This window comes from Mycobacterium sp. NTMscope_MAC_269, assembly GCF_976985695.1.
On the sequence record NZ_OZ335668.1, the window covers coordinates 1,153,663 to 1,169,285 of the forward strand.

At 67.4% G+C, this 15,623-nt stretch carries 14 protein-coding genes; 11 read left to right on the forward strand and 3 right to left on the reverse strand.

Translation table 11 applies throughout. The features are described from left to right. Positions 1–9: 9 nt before the first annotated feature. Entirely contained in the window at positions 10–2,835 is a 2,826-nt protein-coding gene (locus tag ACZ50Z_RS05820) for an aconitate hydratase (RefSeq protein WP_464482677.1), read from the reverse strand. 231 nt (positions 2,836–3,066) lie between these two features. Here ACZ50Z_RS05820 and ACZ50Z_RS05825 point away from each other — a divergent pair, with 231 nt between their 5' ends. From ACZ50Z_RS05825 to ACZ50Z_RS05850, 6 genes are all read left to right on the forward strand, one after another. Continuing rightward, positions 3,067–3,642, forward strand: a complete 576-nt coding sequence (locus ACZ50Z_RS05825; protein WP_464482678.1) for an Rv1476 family membrane protein — start codon at positions 3,067–3,069, stop codon at positions 3,640–3,642. A gap of 239 nt (positions 3,643–3,881) precedes the next feature. After that, on the forward strand, positions 3,882–5,321 hold the full coding sequence (gene ripA / locus ACZ50Z_RS05830; RefSeq protein ID WP_464482679.1) for an NlpC/P60 family peptidoglycan endopeptidase RipA: 1,440 nt from the start codon (positions 3,882–3,884) through the stop codon (positions 5,319–5,321). Between the two features lie 10 nt (positions 5,322–5,331). Next, positions 5,332–6,066: an NlpC/P60 family peptidoglycan endopeptidase RipB gene (gene ripB / locus ACZ50Z_RS05835; RefSeq protein WP_464482680.1), complete on the forward strand. Its 735-nt coding sequence runs from the start codon at positions 5,332–5,334 to the stop codon at positions 6,064–6,066. Between the two features lie 122 nt (positions 6,067–6,188). Continuing rightward, positions 6,189–7,322: a chaperone MoxR1 gene (gene moxR1 / locus ACZ50Z_RS05840; RefSeq protein ID WP_464482681.1), complete on the forward strand. Its 1,134-nt coding sequence runs from the start codon at positions 6,189–6,191 to the stop codon at positions 7,320–7,322. After that, a complete protein-coding gene (locus ACZ50Z_RS05845; RefSeq protein WP_464482682.1) occupies positions 7,319–8,272 on the forward strand; it encodes a DUF58 domain-containing protein in 954 nt (317 codons plus the stop codon). Before moxR1 ends, ACZ50Z_RS05845 begins: the two co-directional genes overlap by 4 nt. Before the next feature lie 7 nt (positions 8,273–8,279). Continuing rightward, a complete protein-coding gene (locus ACZ50Z_RS05850; protein WP_464482683.1) occupies positions 8,280–9,287 on the forward strand; it encodes a VWA domain-containing protein in 1,008 nt (335 codons plus the stop codon). Between the two features lie 83 nt (positions 9,288–9,370). Here the strand turns inward: ACZ50Z_RS05850 and ACZ50Z_RS05855 are convergent, their stop codons facing one another. Continuing rightward, complete coding sequence (locus tag ACZ50Z_RS05855) at positions 9,371–10,213, reverse strand: hypothetical protein (protein WP_464482684.1); 843 nt, start codon at positions 10,211–10,213, stop codon at positions 9,371–9,373. Between the two features lie 164 nt (positions 10,214–10,377). Between ACZ50Z_RS05855 and fabG1 the strand changes: the two genes are divergently transcribed. From fabG1 to ACZ50Z_RS05870, 3 genes are read left to right on the forward strand one after another with little or no spacing between them, the layout of a single operon-like run. Further along, positions 10,378–11,145 (forward strand): 3-oxoacyl-ACP reductase FabG1, encoded by a 768-nt coding sequence (gene fabG1 / locus ACZ50Z_RS05860; RefSeq protein WP_464482685.1) that lies wholly within the window; start codon positions 10,378–10,380, stop codon positions 11,143–11,145. A 34-nt stretch (positions 11,146–11,179) separates the two neighbouring features. Next, the gene (gene inhA / locus ACZ50Z_RS05865) at positions 11,180–11,989 is read left to right on the forward strand and encodes an NADH-dependent enoyl-ACP reductase InhA (RefSeq protein WP_464482686.1); all 810 of its coding nucleotides are present in this window, start codon (positions 11,180–11,182) and stop codon (positions 11,987–11,989) included. A 6-nt stretch (positions 11,990–11,995) separates the two neighbouring features. Further along, positions 11,996–13,018: a ferrochelatase gene (locus ACZ50Z_RS05870; protein WP_464482687.1), complete on the forward strand. Its 1,023-nt coding sequence runs from the start codon at positions 11,996–11,998 to the stop codon at positions 13,016–13,018. Here the strand turns inward: ACZ50Z_RS05870 and ACZ50Z_RS05875 are convergent. Further along, the gene (locus tag ACZ50Z_RS05875; RefSeq protein WP_464482688.1) at positions 13,015–13,959 is read right to left on the reverse strand and encodes a hypothetical protein; all 945 of its coding nucleotides are present in this window, start codon (positions 13,957–13,959) and stop codon (positions 13,015–13,017) included. The genes ACZ50Z_RS05870 and ACZ50Z_RS05875 overlap by 4 nt on opposite strands. A gap of 56 nt (positions 13,960–14,015) precedes the next feature. Here ACZ50Z_RS05875 and ACZ50Z_RS05880 point away from each other — a divergent pair, with 56 nt between their 5' ends. Continuing rightward, positions 14,016–14,453, forward strand: a complete 438-nt coding sequence (locus ACZ50Z_RS05880; RefSeq protein WP_464482689.1) for an NfeD family protein — start codon at positions 14,016–14,018, stop codon at positions 14,451–14,453. A 35-nt stretch (positions 14,454–14,488) separates the two neighbouring features. Then, complete coding sequence (locus ACZ50Z_RS05885; protein WP_464482690.1) at positions 14,489–15,619, forward strand: SPFH domain-containing protein; 1,131 nt, start codon at positions 14,489–14,491, stop codon at positions 15,617–15,619. Positions 15,620–15,623 lie beyond the last annotated feature (4 nt).

A 15,623-nucleotide genomic window follows, 5' to 3' on the forward strand; every position in this document is an offset into this window, starting at 1 on the left:
GGCTCGCGCTTAGTCCGACTTCAGCATGTTGCGCAGCACGTACTGCAGGATGCCGCCGTTGCGGTAGTAGTCGGCCTCGCCGGGGGTGTCGATGCGCACCACCGCGTCGAACTCCACTGCTTTTCCGGCGTCCCCGCCGGATTCCTTACTCGCCTTGACCTTCACCGTCTTCGGCGTCTTGCCGTCGTTGAGCGCCTCGATACCGGTGATGTCGAACACCTCGGTGCCGTCGAGGCCCAGATCCTTGGCCGACTTGCCGTCCGGGAACTGCAGCGGGATCACGCCCATGCCGATCAGGTTGGACCGGTGAATCCGCTCGAACGACTCGGCGATCACCGCGCGCACACCGAGCAGCCGGGTCCCCTTGGCCGCCCAGTCACGCGACGAGCCCGACCCGTACTCCTTGCCGCCCAGTACCACCAGCGGAATGTCTTGCTCCGCATAGTTTTGCGCCGCGTCGTAGATGAACGCCTGCGGCGCGTCATCCTGGGTGAAGTCCCGGGTGTAGCCGCCGGACACGTCGTCGAGCAGCAGGTTACGAAGCCTGATGTTGGCGAACGTGCCACGGATCATCACCTCGTGGTTGCCGCGTCGCGAGCCGAAGGAGTTGAAGTCCTTGCGCTCCACGCCGTGGTCCTCGAGGTACTGCGCCGCCGGGGTGCCCGGTTTGATGCTGCTGGCGGGGGAGATGTGGTCGGTGGTCACCGAATCGCCCAGCAGCGCCAACACCCGCGCGCCGGTGATGTCGGCGACCGGCTCGGGCTCGGCGGGCATGCCCTCGAAGTAGGGAGGCTTGCGCACGTACGTCGAATCGGAGTTCCACTCAAAGGTGTTGCCGCTCGGCGTGGGCAGGTTGCGCCACCGCTCGTCACCCTTGAACACGTCGGCGTAGTTCTTGGTGAACATCTCCTGGTTGATCGCCGAGGCGATGGTGTCGGAGACGTCCTGCTGCGACGGCCAGATGTCCTTCAGGAAGACGTCATTGCCTTCCTTGTCCTGGCCCAGCGGCTGTTCGTCGAAGTCGAAGTCCATGGTGCCGGCCAGCGCGTAGGCCACCACCAGCGGCGGTGACGCCAGGTAGTTCATCTTGACGTCCGGGTTGATGCGGCCCTCGAAGTTGCGGTTACCCGAGAGCACCGCGGTCACCGAAAGGTCGTTGTCGTTGATGGCTTTCGAGATTTCGTCGGGCAGCGGACCGGAGTTACCGATGCAGGTGGTGCAGCCGTAGCCGACGAGATAGAAGCCGAGCTTCTCCAAATACGGCCACAGGCCGGCCTTGTCGTAGTAGTCGTTGACCACCTGGGAGCCGGGCGCCATGGTGGTCTTCACCCACGGCTTGGACGCCAGCCCCTTTTCGACGGCGTTGCGCGCCAGCAGCGCGGCACCCAGCATCACCTCGGGGTTGGAGGTGTTGGTGCACGACGTGACCGCGGCGATGACGACCGCGCCGTGGTCGAGCACGAACTCGCCGAACTCGTCGGACTTCACCGTCACCGGGTTGCTCGGGCGGCCCTTGGCATGCGCGGCCGCCGAGTGCACCTCGGGGACGTCGTCGGCATGTCCGTTCGACACCGCGCCGGGATCGCTGGCCGGAAAGGTCTCCTCGACCGCCTCGTCCAGCTTCGAGTAGCCCTGCTGGCCGTCCTGGTCGCCGACATAGTTGGGGATCTGCTCGCGGAACGTGGACTTGGCCTCCGACAACACAATTCGGTCCTGCGGACGCTTTGGCCCGGCGATCGACGGCACCACCTCGGAGAGGTCGAGTTCGATGTATTCCGAGAACTCGGGCTCGTGCTTCGGGTCGTGCCACATGCCCTGTTCCTTGGCGTAGGCCTCGACCAGCGCCAGCTGCTCTTCCTTGCGGCCGGTGAAGCGCAGGTAGGAGATGGTCTCCTCGTCGACCGGGAAAATGGCTGCGGTGGAACCGAATTCGGGGCTCATATTGCCCAGGGTGGCGCGGTTGGCCAGCGGCACCTCGGCCACGCCCTCGCCGTAGAACTCGACGAACTTGCCGACGACTCCGTGCTTGCGCAGCATCTCGGTCACGGTCAGCACGACGTCGGTCGCCGTCACGCCGGCCTGGATCTCGCCGGTGAGCTTGAAGCCGACCACGCGTGGGATCAGCATCGACACCGGCTGGCCGAGCATCGCGGCCTCGGCCTCGATGCCGCCCACGCCCCAGCCGAGCACGCCGAGGCCGTTGACCATCGTGGTGTGCGAGTCGGTGCCCACACAGGTGTCGGGGTATGCCACGCCGTCGCGGTCCATCACGACGCTGGCCAAATATTCGATATTGACCTGGTGCACGATGCCGGTGCCCGGGGGCACCACCTTGAAGTCCTGGAATGCGCCCTGCCCCCAGCGCAGGAACTGGTAGCGCTCCCCGTTGCGCTGGTACTCGATCTCGACGTTGCGCTCGAACGAGTCGGCGGTGCCGAACAGGTCGGCGATCACCGAGTGGTCGATCACCAGGTCGGCCGGTGCGAGCGGGTTGACCTTCTCCGGGTTGCCGCCGAGTTCGCCGATCGCCTCACGCATGGTGGCCAGGTCGACGATGCACGGCACGCCGGTGAAGTCCTGCATCACGACGCGGGCCGGGGTGTACTGGATCTCAATGCTGGGCTCCGCCTTGGGATCCCAGTTCGCGATGGCCTCGATGTGCTCTTTGGTGATGTTGCTGCCGTCCTCGTTGCGCAGCAGGTTCTCGGCGAGCACTTTGAGGCTGTAGGGCAGCTTCTCCGTATTGGGGACGGCGTCGAGGCGATAGATCTGGTAACTCTTGTCGCCGACCTCGAGGGTGTTGCGGGCTCCGAACGAGTTCACAGAATCAGTCACTTCAACTCCCAAGGATTTAGTTCTCCCGCCGACGGGCCGTGTCGGCGTGCGCTGCCACCCTAACAGTACGCTTGTCCTGCATTACGACGGCAGCCGTGCTTGCAGTCTTATCGCGGTGGCCACCGGTTTAAACCTCCGCGCGATCCCCAATCTGCGCCGACCGTCACGCTAGAGTGACCGCCGTGGCCGAGCGTCACGCAAGCGTGACCGCACAGCAGGAGGGACCGCGAAATGACCGGGCAAGATTCTTTCGTCGGACCGCTGCCGCAAACGGTTCCGGTCCTCCCCGCCTACATTCCGGTGGACGTCGACATGACGATGATCAAGGCCCAGGTCGCCGCCACCGGCGTCAGCGCGCCACCGGCGGCCATGCCCGGGCTGCTCGAGGTGGTCAACCAGGCGCACGCCGAGGGCATCAACCTCAAGATCGTCCTGCTCGACCACAACCCCCCGAACGACACCCCGCTGCGCGACATCTCGACGGTGGTCGGCGCCGACTATCACGACGCGACCGTTTTGACGCTGAGCCAGAGTTACGTCGGCAGCTACAGCACGAAGTTTCCGCGCGTCACCCTCGAGGCCGGCGAGGACATCGCCAAGACGGGCAACCCGGTGGTCTCGGCGCAGCACTTCCTGCACGAGCTCGACACGCCCGAGTTTCCCTGGACCGGCCTGACGATCTTCCTGCTGATCGGGGTCTTTGCCGCGGCCGTCGGCACCCGGTTGCTGCAGGTGCGCGGCAAGCGCGCAGCAACCTCGGACGACACGGCGACCGCTGAGGATGTCGAGGCCAATACCGGGTCCTGACAACTCGTCTTCGTTCTTTCCGGCCCTGTTGCCGGATCTCGCGCCGCTACCACGGCAAACGTGGCAGGTCACCGTTCGGTCACATTAAACGCACGTAGAGAGTGCGATTTCGGTGGAGCGTTTGCACGCCCATCCCTGTGACGTACGGTGCAAATGATGCTGGTGTTGTCTTTGGCGCCTTACGAGAATGCTGTGGCCGGCGCCACCCGTCGCGTCGAGCCGTAGGAGACCTGAGTCGAATGAGACGCACACGCTGGGGGTCTTCCGCGCGGCCGGCCGCACGGCTGGTGCGGCCCGTCGTGCCATCGGTGTTGAGCGTGGCCCTCCTCGTGTGCACCCCGGGGCTGGCGGAAGCCGACCCCGCCGCCGACAATCTGGCCGCGTTGATCGCGAACGTCGCCAAGGCCAACCAGCGCCTGCAAAATTTGAGCGCGGAAATTCAGACCGAGCAGGAGAGCGTCAACAAAGCCCTGGTCGACGTGGAGACCGCCCGCGACAATGTCGCCACCGCACAACACGACCTGGACACCAGCCAGCAGGCGGTCAAGGACGCCAACGCGACGATCGCCGGGGCGCAGCGGCGCTTCGACACGTTCGCCGCGGCCGCCTACATGAACGGCCCGTCGAGCAGCTACCTGACCGCCACCAGCCCCGACGACATCATCGCCACCGAAGCGGCCGCCAAGAGCCTGACCGCCAGTTCGCAGACCGTGATGGCCAAACTGCAGCAGGCCCGCACCGAGCAGGTGAACAAGGAATCGGCGGCGCGGCTGGCCAAGCAGAACGCCGATAAGGCCGCCGCCGACGCCAAGTCCAGCCAGGACGCCGCCGTGGCGGCGCTGACCAACTCGCGGCAGAAGTTCGACGAGCAGCGCGAGGACATGATGCGGCTGGCCGCCGAGCGAAACCAGGCGCAGGCCAAGCTCGAGGCCGCCAAGCGTGAGGCCGCCGCCCGGCAAGGGCCGGCCGGCGGGTCCTCGGGGTCGGGCGACCGGTGGGAGACGGGAACGCCCGGCGGGGCGGCCCCGTCGGCCGGCGCCCGCCAGTGGGACGGCGCCTGGGACCCCACCCTGCCGATGATCCCGAGCGCCAACATCCCCGGCGACCCGATCGCGGTGATCAACCAGGTGCTGGGCATCTCGGCCACCTCGACGCAGGTCACCGCCGGTCTCGGCCGCAACTTCCTGCAACAGATCGGCATCCTCAAGCCCGACGACACCGGCATCACCAACGCGGGGCCGGGTGGGGCCGGGGGGCGCATTCCCCGGGTCTACGGGCGGCAGGCGTCCGAGTACGTGATCCGGCGCGGCATGTCGCAGATCGGCGTGCCCTACTCCTGGGGTGGCGGCAACGCGGCCGGTCTGAGCAAGGGGATCGACTCCGGGGCCGGCATCACCGGCTTCGACTGTTCGGGTCTGGTCCTGTATTCGTTCGCCGGGGTGGGCATCAAGCTGCCGCACTATTCGGGCTCGCAGTACAACCTGGGCCGCAAGATCCCGTCCTCGCAGATGCGCCGCGGCGACGTCATCTTCTACGGCCCGGGCGGCAGCCAGCACGTGACGATCTACCTCGGTAACGGACAAATGCTCGAGGCTCCCGACATCGGGTTGAAGGTCCGCGTCGCCCCGGTGCGCACCAGCGGCATGACCCCCTACGTCATCCGCTATATCGAATACTGAACGGGGAGCCATGCGCCGCAGCCGGTTTCGTTTCAACAACTTCGCCTGGATCACCACCGTGGTGACCGGGCTGATGCTTTCTGTGGCCGCAACGGCTCCGGTGGCCGCGGCCGACCCCGGCGGATGGGACCCCACCCTGCCGGCCCAGATCAGCGCCGGCGCCCCGGGGGATCCGCTGGCCGTCGCCAACGCCTCGCTGCAGGCCACCGCCCAGGCCACGCAGACCACGTTCAACCTGGGCAAGCAGTTCCTGGGCGGACTCGGCATCAACATCGGCGGCGATCCCGCTCCCAGCGCGGCGACCCCGTCCAACCCCGGCGGCAAGATCCCACGGGTCTACGGCCGGCAGGCCATCGAGTACGTGATCAAGCGCATGGGATCGCAGATGGGCGTGCCCTATTCGTGGGGCGGTGGTTCGCTGGACGGCCCCAGCAAGGGCGTCGGCGACGGCGCCAACATCAACGGCTTCGACTGCTCGGGGTTGATGCGCTACGGCTTCGCCGGGGTGGGCGTGCTGATCCCGCGGTTCTCGGGTGACCAGTACAACGCCGGGCGCCACATCCCGCCGGATCAGGCCCGGCGCGGCGACCTGATCTTCTATGGCCCGAACGGCGGCCAGCACGTCACCATGTACCTGGGCAACGGCCAGATGCTGGAGGCCTCCGGCAGCGCCGGGAAGGTCACGGTCAGTCCGGTTCGTAAGCCCGGTATGACGCCGTTTTTGACCCGGATCATCGAGTACTGATCGCGGGGCCGGTGCCCCCGTCAGCCGGGCGAGCGTCGACGGGGACCGGCAGGCCTGGAATAGTTGGACGAGGGCACGTCGCTGCCCGGCAGTCGTGTCCGAATGAGCGTGGAGGGTTCTTGATGACAGCAGCAGGTGGGCCGCCGCCAGGCGCCAGTGGTTACTCGGGCCCGGGCGGGCAATCAGGTTCGCCGGCTCACGAAGCGCCGACGGGTGGCGGTAACGGTCTGGCCGCCGAGGTCCAGACCCTGGAGCGGGCCATCTTCGAGGTCAAACGCATCATCGTCGGCCAGGACCAGCTGGTGGAGCGGATGCTGGTCGGCTTGTTGTCCAAGGGCCACGTCCTGCTCGAGGGTGTGCCCGGCGTCGCCAAGACGCTGGCCGTCGAGACGTTCGCCCGGGTGGTCGGCGGAACGTTCGCGCGCATCCAGTTCACCCCTGACCTGGTGCCCACCGACATCATCGGTACCCGCATCTACCGGCAGGGCAAGGAAGAGTTCGACACCGAGCTCGGCCCGGTGGTGGTCAACTTCCTGCTCGCCGACGAGATCAACCGCGCGCCCGCCAAGGTGCAGTCGGCGCTGCTGGAGGTCATGCAGGAACGCCACGTGTCGATCGGCGGCAAGACCTTCCCGCTGCCCAACCCGTTCCTGGTGATGGCAACCCAGAACCCGATCGAGCACGAGGGTGTCTACCCGCTGCCCGAAGCGCAGCGCGACCGCTTCCTGTTCAAGATCAACGTCGGCTACCCGTCGCCGGAGGAGGAGCGCGAGATCATCTACCGGATGGGCGTGCGCCCGCCGGAGCCCAAGCAGATCCTCAACACCGGCGACCTGTTGCGGCTGCAGGACATCGCGGCCAACGTCTTCGTGCACCACGCGCTGGTGGACTACGTGGTCCGCGTGGTGACCGCCACCCGTCATCCCGAGCAGCTGGGCATGAACGACGTCAAGACGTGGATCTCGTTCGGTGCGTCGCCGCGCGCCTCGCTGGGCATCATCGCCGCCTCCCGGTCGCTGGCGCTGGTCCGCGGCCGCGACTACGTGATCCCGCAAGACGTCGTGGACGTCATTCCCGACGTGCTGCGCCACCGGCTGGTGCTCACTTACGACGCGCTCGCCGACGAGATCTCGCCGGAGATCGTCATCAACCGGGTGCTGCAGACGGTTGCCCTGCCTCAGGTGAATGCCGTTCCGCAGCAAGGGCATTCGGTACCCCCGGTGATGCAACCCGCCGGCGCGGCCAGCGGTCGGTGACCGATCCCAAGAGGCCCGCGGTGGTTCATCCGCCCTCGATGCAGCGCGGGCAGATCGATGACCCGAAGCTGTCGGCGGCGCTGCGCACCCTCGAGCTCACCGTCAAACGCAAGCTCGACGGTGTGCTGCACGGCGATCACCTCGGCCTGATCCCGGGGCCGGGCTCCGAGCCGGGGGAGTCACGCGAGTATCAGCCCGGCGACGACGTCCGCCGCATGGACTGGGCCGTCACCGCGCGGACCACCCACCCCCACGTTCGGCAGATGATCGCCGACCGCGAGCTGGAAACCTGGTTGGTGGTGGACATGTCGGCCAGCCTGGACTTCGGCACCACCGTGTGCGAGAAGCGGGACTTGGCCGTGGCGGCCGCGGCCGCGATCACCTTCCTCAACAGCGGCGGTGGCAACCGGCTCGGCGCGATCGTCTCCACCGGCGCGAACATCACCCGGGTGCCCGCCCGCTCCGGGCGCCAGCACGAGCAGACCCTGTTGCGCACCATCGCGACCACGCCGCGCGCGCCGGTCGGCGTGCGCGGCGACCTGGCGACGGCGATCGACTCCCTGCGCCGCCCCGAACGCCGGCGCGGCATGGCGGTGATCATCAGCGATTTCCTCGGACCGATCAACTGGATGCGTCCGCTGCGCGCCATCTCGGCACGGCACGAAGTGCTGGCCATCGAGGTGCTCGACCCCCGCGACGTCGAACTGCCCGACATCGGCGACGTGGTGCTGCAGGACGCCGAAACCGGGGTCACCCGCGAGTTCACCATCGATGCCCAGCTGCGCGACGACTTCGCCAAGGCCGCCGCCGCACACCGCGCCGACGTGGCGCGCACCATCCGCAGCTGCGGGGCGCCGATCCTGACGCTGCGCACCGACCGCGACTGGATCGCCGACATCGTGCGATTCGTGGAATCCCGCCGGCGCGGGGCATTGGCGGGGCGGCAGTGACTCGGATATGAGCTTGCCGCTCCTCGGCCCGATGTCGCTGTCGGGCTTCGAACATTCGTGGTTCTTCCTGTTCCTGCTCGTCGTCTTCGGGCTGGCCGCGCTCTACATCCTGATGCAGTTGGCGCGCCAGCGGCGCATGCTGCGGTTCGCCAACATGGAGCTGCTGGAAAGTGTTGCGCCCAAACGACCTTCGACATGGCGGCATGTGCCGGCGATCCTGCTCGTCGCGTCGCTGGTGCTGTTCACCATCGCGATGGCGGGCCCGACCAACGACGTCCGCATTCCCCGCAACCGCGCGGTGGTGATGCTGGTGATCGACGTGTCGCAGTCGATGCGAGCCACCGACGTCGCCCCCAACCGGATGGCGGCCGCCCAGGAAGCCGCCAAGCAGTTCGCCGACGAGCTGACCCCCGGCATTAACCTGGGGCTGATCGCCTATGCGGGGACCGCGACGGTGTTGGTGTCGCCGACGACCAACCGGGACTCGACGAAGAACGCGCTGGACAAGCTGCAGTTCGCCGACCGTACGGCCACCGGGGAGGGCATCTTCACCGCCCTGCAGGCCATCGCCACGGTCGGCGCGGTGATCGGCGGCGGCGACAAGCCGCCGCCGGCGCGCATCGTGTTGTTCTCCGACGGCAAGGAGACGATGCCGACCAATCCGGACAACCCGAAGGGCGCTTTCACCGCCGCGCGTACCGCCAAGGACCAGGGCGTGCCGATCTCGACGATCTCGTTCGGCACCCCGTACGGCTTCGTCGAGATCAACGACCAGCGACAGCCGGTGCCGGTCGATGACGAGACGCTCAAGAAGGTGGCCCAGCTCTCGGGCGGGAACGCCTACAACGCAGCGTCTTTGCAGGAGCTGAAGTCCGTCTACGCGACGCTGCAGCAGCAGATCGGCTACGAGACGATCAAGGGCGATGCGAGCGTGGGCTGGGTGCGGCTGGGCGCGCTGGTGTTGGCGTTGGCGGCGTTGGCCGCGCTGCTCATCAACCGGCGCTTGCCTACTTAATCTCTTCCCGCGCTCGTAACGCCCCTCTCGTGCGCGCGAGCGTAACCTGGCTGCGATTTTCGGCCGGCTTTTTCGCAGTGCGGTTACGCTCGCGAAGCTCGCGCCTCACCCACGCGGCGAATGATGTCCGCGGGACGGTGCTCGGCGACCACCCGAATCACGATCCAGCCGTGGCGCTGCGCGAGCATTTCCAGTCGGCCGATGTCCTTGGCGAATTGCGAGCGGAGAGACCGATGATGGTCGCCGTCATACTCGACGGCGACCTTGATGTCCTCCCACCCCATGTCCAAAAACGCCTCGGCCCAACCCCATTCGTTGCGCACGGCGATCTGGGTCTGCGGCCGCGGGAAGCCGGCATCCATCAACAGCAGACGTAGCCAGGTTTCCTTCGGCGACTGAGCGCCGGCATCGATCAGTTCGAGCACGGCTCTCGCGGTCTTGATGCCGCGACGCCCCACATAGCGCTCCGCGACGACATCGATGTCGGCGGGTTTGAGCTCGACGACCTGGGCAAGCGCATCGATGGCGGCGACCGCGCTGTGCTTGGGGTATCGCCTCGCCAGGTCGAGCGCCGTCCGTGCCGGGGACGTCACACGCATCCCGTCAATGCTGGCGATCTCGTCGGCTTCGATGCGTTCTTGCCAAACCTGCACTCCGGGATCGGGGCGACGATTGCAGTCGATGATCGACGCGGGCAACGCCGGGTCGATCCACCTTGCGCCGTACAGCGCCGACGCGGACAGGCCGGCCAGCACGCCGCGGCGGCGAGACCTCAGCCAACACGCCTTCGCGCGCACGACCGCGGTCAGCTCGACGTCGCTGGGCAGGTACACGTCCTTGTGCAACCGCACATAGCGACTGCGCAGCTCATAGGGCGTCACTGCGCCGACTGCCAGGGCTTCGCTGCCCAGGAATGGATCCGTCATGGCCGAAAGTGTGCTGAGTCACACCGACAAAACCCCGCGACCGTAACCGCACTGCGAAAATTCGGCCCAAAAATCGCAGCCTGGTTACATTCGCGGCGTGAATAAAAGAGAAATCGGGGTCAGCCGGTTTCGGCCAGCGTGAGCCGAAGCGATAGGTTGACGGGGTGACTGACACGGCCACCCAGAACACCGCCGAAAGTGCTGCCGACTTCGGCAGACCCGCATTCGTATCCCGTTCGGTCCTGGTTACCGGGGGAAACCGGGGGATCGGTCTGGCGATCGCACAGCGGCTGGCCGCCGACGGCCACAAGGTAGCCGTCACGCACCGCGGATCCGGGGCGCCCGAGGGGCTCTTCGGCGTCGAGTGCGACGTCACCGACAACGACGCCGTCGACCGCGCCTTCAAAGAGGTCGAGGAGCATCAGGGTGCGGTCGAGGTGCTGGTGTCCAACGCCGGCATCTCCAAGGACGCCTTCCTCATCCGGATGACAGAGGAGCGGTTCGAGCAGGTCATCAACGCCAACCTCACTGGGGCGTTCCGGGTGACCCAGCGAGCCGCGCGCAGCATGCAGAAGAAGCGGTTCGGCCGGATCATCTACATCGGCTCGGTCTCCGGCAGCTGGGGCATCGGCAACCAGTCCAACTACGCCGCCGCCAAGGCCGGCCTGATCGGCATGGCCCGCTCGATCTCCCGGGAGCTGTCCAAGGCCGGGGTGACCGCGAATGTGGTGGCCCCCGGTTACATCGACACCGAGATGACCCGCGCCTTGGATGAGCGGATCCAGGCGGGCGCACTCGATTTCATCCCGGCAAAGCGGGTCGGCACCGCCGCCGAGGTCGCCGGGGTGGTCAGCTTCCTGGCATCCGAGGACGCGAGCTACATCGCCGGCGCGGTCATCCCGGTCGACGGCGGCATGGGCATGGGCCACTGAGTTCAACGACGACACAACGACTTTAAGGACGGACATGGCTGGACTGCTCGACGGCAAACGGATCCTGATCTCCGGGATCATCACCGACTCGTCGATTGCGTTTCACATCGCCAAGGCTGCCCAGGAAGCCGGGGCGCAGTTGGTGCTGACCGGGTTTGACCGGTTGCGCCTGATTCAGCGCATCGCCGACCGGCTGCCGGAGAAGGCGCCGCTGATCGAACTCGACGTGCAGGACGAGAAGCATTTGGACTCGCTCGCCGAGCGCGTGACGGCCGAGATCGGTGAGGGCAACAAGCTCGACGGCGTGGTGCACTCGATCGGCTTCATGCCCCAGACGGGGATGGGCATCAACCCGTTCTTCGACGCGCCGTACGAGGACGTCTCCAAAGGCATTCACATCTCGGCGTATTCGTACGCCTCGCTGGCCAAAGCGACGCTGCCGATCATGAACCCCGGCGGTTCCATCGTCGGCATGGACTTCGACCCGAGCCGCGCGATGCCGGCTTACAACTGGATGACGGTCGCCAAGAGCGCGCTGGAATCAGTCAACCGGTTCGTGGCGCGTGAGGCGGGCAAGTTCGGCGTCCGCTCCAATCTCGTTGCCGCGGGCCCGATCCGGACCCTGGCCATGAGTGCGATCGTCGGCGGCGCACTCGGCGACGAGGCCGGCGCCCAGATGCAGCTGCTCGAGGAGGGCTGGGACCAGCGCGCCCCGATCGGCTGGAACATGAAGGACCCGACACCGGTCGCCAAGACGGTGTGCGCGCTGCTGTCGGACTGGCTGCCGGCGACGACGGGCACCATCATCTACGCCGACGGTGGCGCAAGCACCCAATTGCTGTAAGCACTAATGGAATTCGACGCCGTCCTGCTGCTGTCCTTCGGTGGGCCGGAGGGCCCCGAGCAGGTTCGGCCGTTCTTGGAGAACGTGACCCGGGGGCGCAACGTGCCCCCGGAACGTCTCGACGACGTCGCCGAGCACTATCTGCATTTCGGCGGCGTGTCACCGATCAACCGGATCAACCGGGCGCTGATCGAGCAGCTGCGCACCGAACTGGCCGGCCGGGGCCTGGAGGTCCCCGTCTATTTCGGCAACCGCAACTGGGAGCCTTACGTCGAAGACACCGTCGCGACCATGCGCGACAACGGGATTCGCCGGGCGGCGGTGTTCACCACCTCGGCATGGAGCGGCTATTCCAGCTGCACCCAATACGTCGAGGACATCGCGCGGGGCCGCCGGGCCGCCGGGCCCGATGCGCCCGAATTGGTCAAGCTGCGGCCCTACTTCGACCATCCCCTTTTCGTCGACATGTTCGCCGGCGCGATCGCCGACGTGGCTGAAACCGTTCCGGGCGCACGTCTGGTGTTCACCGCTCATTCGATCCCGGTCGTCGCCGACGAGCGGCTGGGTCCGCGGCTGTACAGCCGCCAAGTTGCCTACGCCGCAAGCCTTGTGGCGGCCGCCGCCGGATACGCCGATTACGACCTGGCGTGGCAGTCGCGGTCAGGGCCGCCGCAGGTTCCGTGGCTGGAGCCCGACGTCGCCGACCACCTGGCGGCGCTGGCGGAGGCGGGCACCACGGCCGTCGTCGTGTGCCCGATCGGGTTTGTGGCCGATCACATCGAGGTGGTGTGGGACCTCGACCACGAGTTGGCGTCGCAGGCCGAGACGGTGGGAATCAGAATGGCGCGGGCGTCAACACCCAACGCCCACCCGCGTTTTGCGCAGATGGCCGTCGACCTGATCGACGAATTGCGCTACGGCCGTTCGCCGCAACGGGTCAGTGGTCCCGACCCGGTACCCGGGTGCCTTGCCAGCGTCGACGGCACGCCGTGCTTGCCGCCACACTGCGCGGCCCGCCCTCAGAACTAGTCGGCCCAGGCCGAATGCAGGATCGCGGTCACGGCAGCCATCCGCGCCGAACGCACCACCGCGGTCAGCGGTCGCAGCGCGTCGCCGGCGATACGCGCCTCCGACGACGATTGCGTGCCCAGCGGTTCGGGGCCGGCTGCGATGGGCGCGGCGAAGCGGTCCGGTGAGTCCGACCGGCTCAGCCCCGCGCTGACCGCGATGATGGCGTCGACGTGTGCCGCGTTCTCCAGCACCCGCAACGCGCGCGACGGTGCGTGATCCGGAATGCGGTGTTGCCGTGCGGATTCCAGCAATTGCTCGACCAGTCCACGCGGGTCGTCGATGTCGGCCGCGGCCGATCCCAGCCCGATGGCGCCGAGCGCGTCGGCGGCCGAGCGCACCGCGGACCGCAGGGTGTACTCGGCGTCGCCGAGCTCGTAGTGGTCGAGTATCGGCGCGCCGGGCAGCGAGTACACCGTCCACGTCAGCGCGCACAGTTCCGCCAGGCCCGTCTCGTAATCGTCGGGCGTGTCGTCGTCGTCCTGGTAGGAGAATTCGGGGACCAGGCCGACCGCGGTAGCGGGGTTGTGGGGGTTGGCGATGACGATCGCCTCGCCGGCGGCCAGCGCGTCCCGCTCGAACTGTGTCCCCGGGGCCAGCCCGCGCACATCGCCGGGTACCGGCAAAACCATGTTGATGGTCCCGCGCATCGGGGGAGGCGCCCCCGGCGCCGACGTGGGGCGTCCCACCGCGGCGCGCAGAGTCTGTAGCAGCGTGACCGTCCCGGCGTCGTTGACATCGGGCCACGGCAGCCCGGTATGACCCGCCGCGACGGCATCATACGCGGTCACCGATTGCTTTGGCGCCCAGACAGATAACGCATCCAGGACGTCGTCGGGCGCAGCCTTTCCCGCGAGCCAGGCATTGGCCCACAGGGACAGCGAAACACTGGGACACCACACGAGACGCAGTGTAGTTGTTTTGCCCCGCAAAGGCGGATCACGCGTATCCTTGCCGCATGCACGCCGCGCTGCTTTGGCTAATATTCGCGCTGGTGCTGGCCGGTGCGGAGGCGCTCACCGGTCATCTGTTTTTGGTGATGCTCGGCGGGGGCGCGCTGGCCGCGGCGCTCACCAGTTGGTTGCTGGATTCGCCGGTGTGGGTGGACGGCGCGGTGTTCCTGGTCGTCTCGATTCTGCTGCTGGTGGTGGTTCGTCCGCCGCTGCGGCGACGGCTGACGCCGGCGAACGTGCCGCGCTTGGGAATCGAGGCGCTGGAGGGCAAAACCGCGCTGGTGCTCGAGCGCGTCGCCCGGGACAACGGTCAGGTGAAGCTCGACGGCCAGGTATGGACGGCGCGTCCGCTCGACGAGAACGACGTCTACGAACCGGGCGAGCCCGTCACCGTGATGCAGATCGACGGCGCCACCGCAGTGGTCTTCAAGGCCGGCCTGTAGGGCCGTGAGAACGGCTGCGAAAGAAAGGAACTCCGATGCAAGGTGCGGTTGCTGGTCTGGTGCTGCTGGCGGTGCTGGTGATTTTCGCCATCGTCGTGGTGGCCAAGTCGGTGGCGCTGATTCCGCAGGCGGAGGCCGCGGTGATCGAACGGCTGGGCCGCTACAGCCGCACGGTCAGCGGGCAGCTGACGTTGTTGGTGCCGTTCATCGACCGGATCCGGGCGCGGGTGGATTTGCGGGAGCGGGTGGTGTCGTTCCCGCCGCAGCCGGTGATCACCGAGGACAACCTGACGCTCAACATCGACACCGTCGTCTACTTCCAGGTCACGGTTCCCCAGGCGGCCGTCTACGAGATCAGCAACTACATCGTCGGCGTCGAGCAGCTCACCACCACCACGCTGCGCAACGTGGTCGGCGGCATGACGCTGGAGCAGACGCTGACGTCGCGTGACCAGATCAACGGGCAGCTGCGCGGCGTGCTCGACGAGGCCACCAACCGCTGGGGTCTGCGAGTCGCCCGCGTCGAGTTGCGCAGCATCGACCCGCCGCCGTCGATCCAGGCGTCGATGGAAAAGCAGATGAAGGCCGACCGCGAGAAGCGGGCGATGATCCTGACCGCCGAAGGTATGCGCGAGGCGGCGATCAAGGAGGCCGAGGGCCAGAAGCAGGCGCAGATCCTGGCCGCCGAAGGCGCCAAGCAGGCGGCGATCCTGGGCGCCGAGGCCGACCGGCAGTCCCGGATGCTGCGCGCCCAGGGTGAACGCGCCGCCGCCTACCTGCAGGCGCAGGGTCAGGCCAAGGCCATCGAGAAGACCTTCGCCGCGATCAAGGCGGGCCGACCCACCCCGGAGATGCTGGCCTACCAGTACCTGCAGACGCTTCCGGAGATGGCCCGCGGCGACGCCAACAAGGTGTGGGTGGTGCCCAGCGACTTCAACGCGGCGCTGCAGGGATTCACCAAACTGCTGGGCACCCCGGGCCAGGACGGGGTGTTCCGCTTCCAGCCCTCGCCCGTCGAGGACACACCCAAGCGCAGCGCCGACGACGACGCCGATGTCGCGGACTGGTTCTCCACCGAGACCGACCCCGCGATCGCCCAGGCGGTGGCCAAGGCGGAGGCGATCGCCCGTCAGCCGGCGGACGGCCCGGGCGAGCTGACGCAATAGGATT

Excerpts from the sequence above, each read along its gene's own strand:
- ACZ50Z_RS05880 (WP_464482689.1), top strand. The coding sequence starts at position 14,016 with ATGCACGCCGCGCTGCTTTGGCTAATATTCGCGCTGGTGCTGGCCGGT.
- ACZ50Z_RS05850 (WP_464482683.1), top strand. The coding sequence starts at position 8,280 with ATGAGCTTGCCGCTCCTCGGCCCGATGTCGCTGTCGGGCTTCGAACAT.
- inhA (WP_464482686.1), top strand. The coding sequence starts at position 11,180 with ATGGCTGGACTGCTCGACGGCAAACGGATCCTGATCTCCGGGATCATC.
- moxR1 (WP_464482681.1), top strand. The coding sequence starts at position 6,189 with ATGACAGCAGCAGGTGGGCCGCCGCCAGGCGCCAGTGGTTACTCGGGC.
- ACZ50Z_RS05870 (WP_464482687.1), top strand. The coding sequence starts at position 11,996 with ATGGAATTCGACGCCGTCCTGCTGCTGTCCTTCGGTGGGCCGGAGGGC.
- ACZ50Z_RS05825 (WP_464482678.1), top strand. The coding sequence starts at position 3,067 with ATGACCGGGCAAGATTCTTTCGTCGGACCGCTGCCGCAAACGGTTCCG.
- ripB (WP_464482680.1), top strand. The coding sequence starts at position 5,332 with ATGCGCCGCAGCCGGTTTCGTTTCAACAACTTCGCCTGGATCACCACC.
- ACZ50Z_RS05885 (WP_464482690.1), top strand. The coding sequence starts at position 14,489 with ATGCAAGGTGCGGTTGCTGGTCTGGTGCTGCTGGCGGTGCTGGTGATT.
- ACZ50Z_RS05855 (WP_464482684.1), bottom strand. The coding sequence starts at position 10,213 with ATGACGGATCCATTCCTGGGCAGCGAAGCCCTGGCAGTCGGCGCAGTG.
- ripA (WP_464482679.1), top strand. The coding sequence starts at position 3,882 with ATGAGACGCACACGCTGGGGGTCTTCCGCGCGGCCGGCCGCACGGCTG.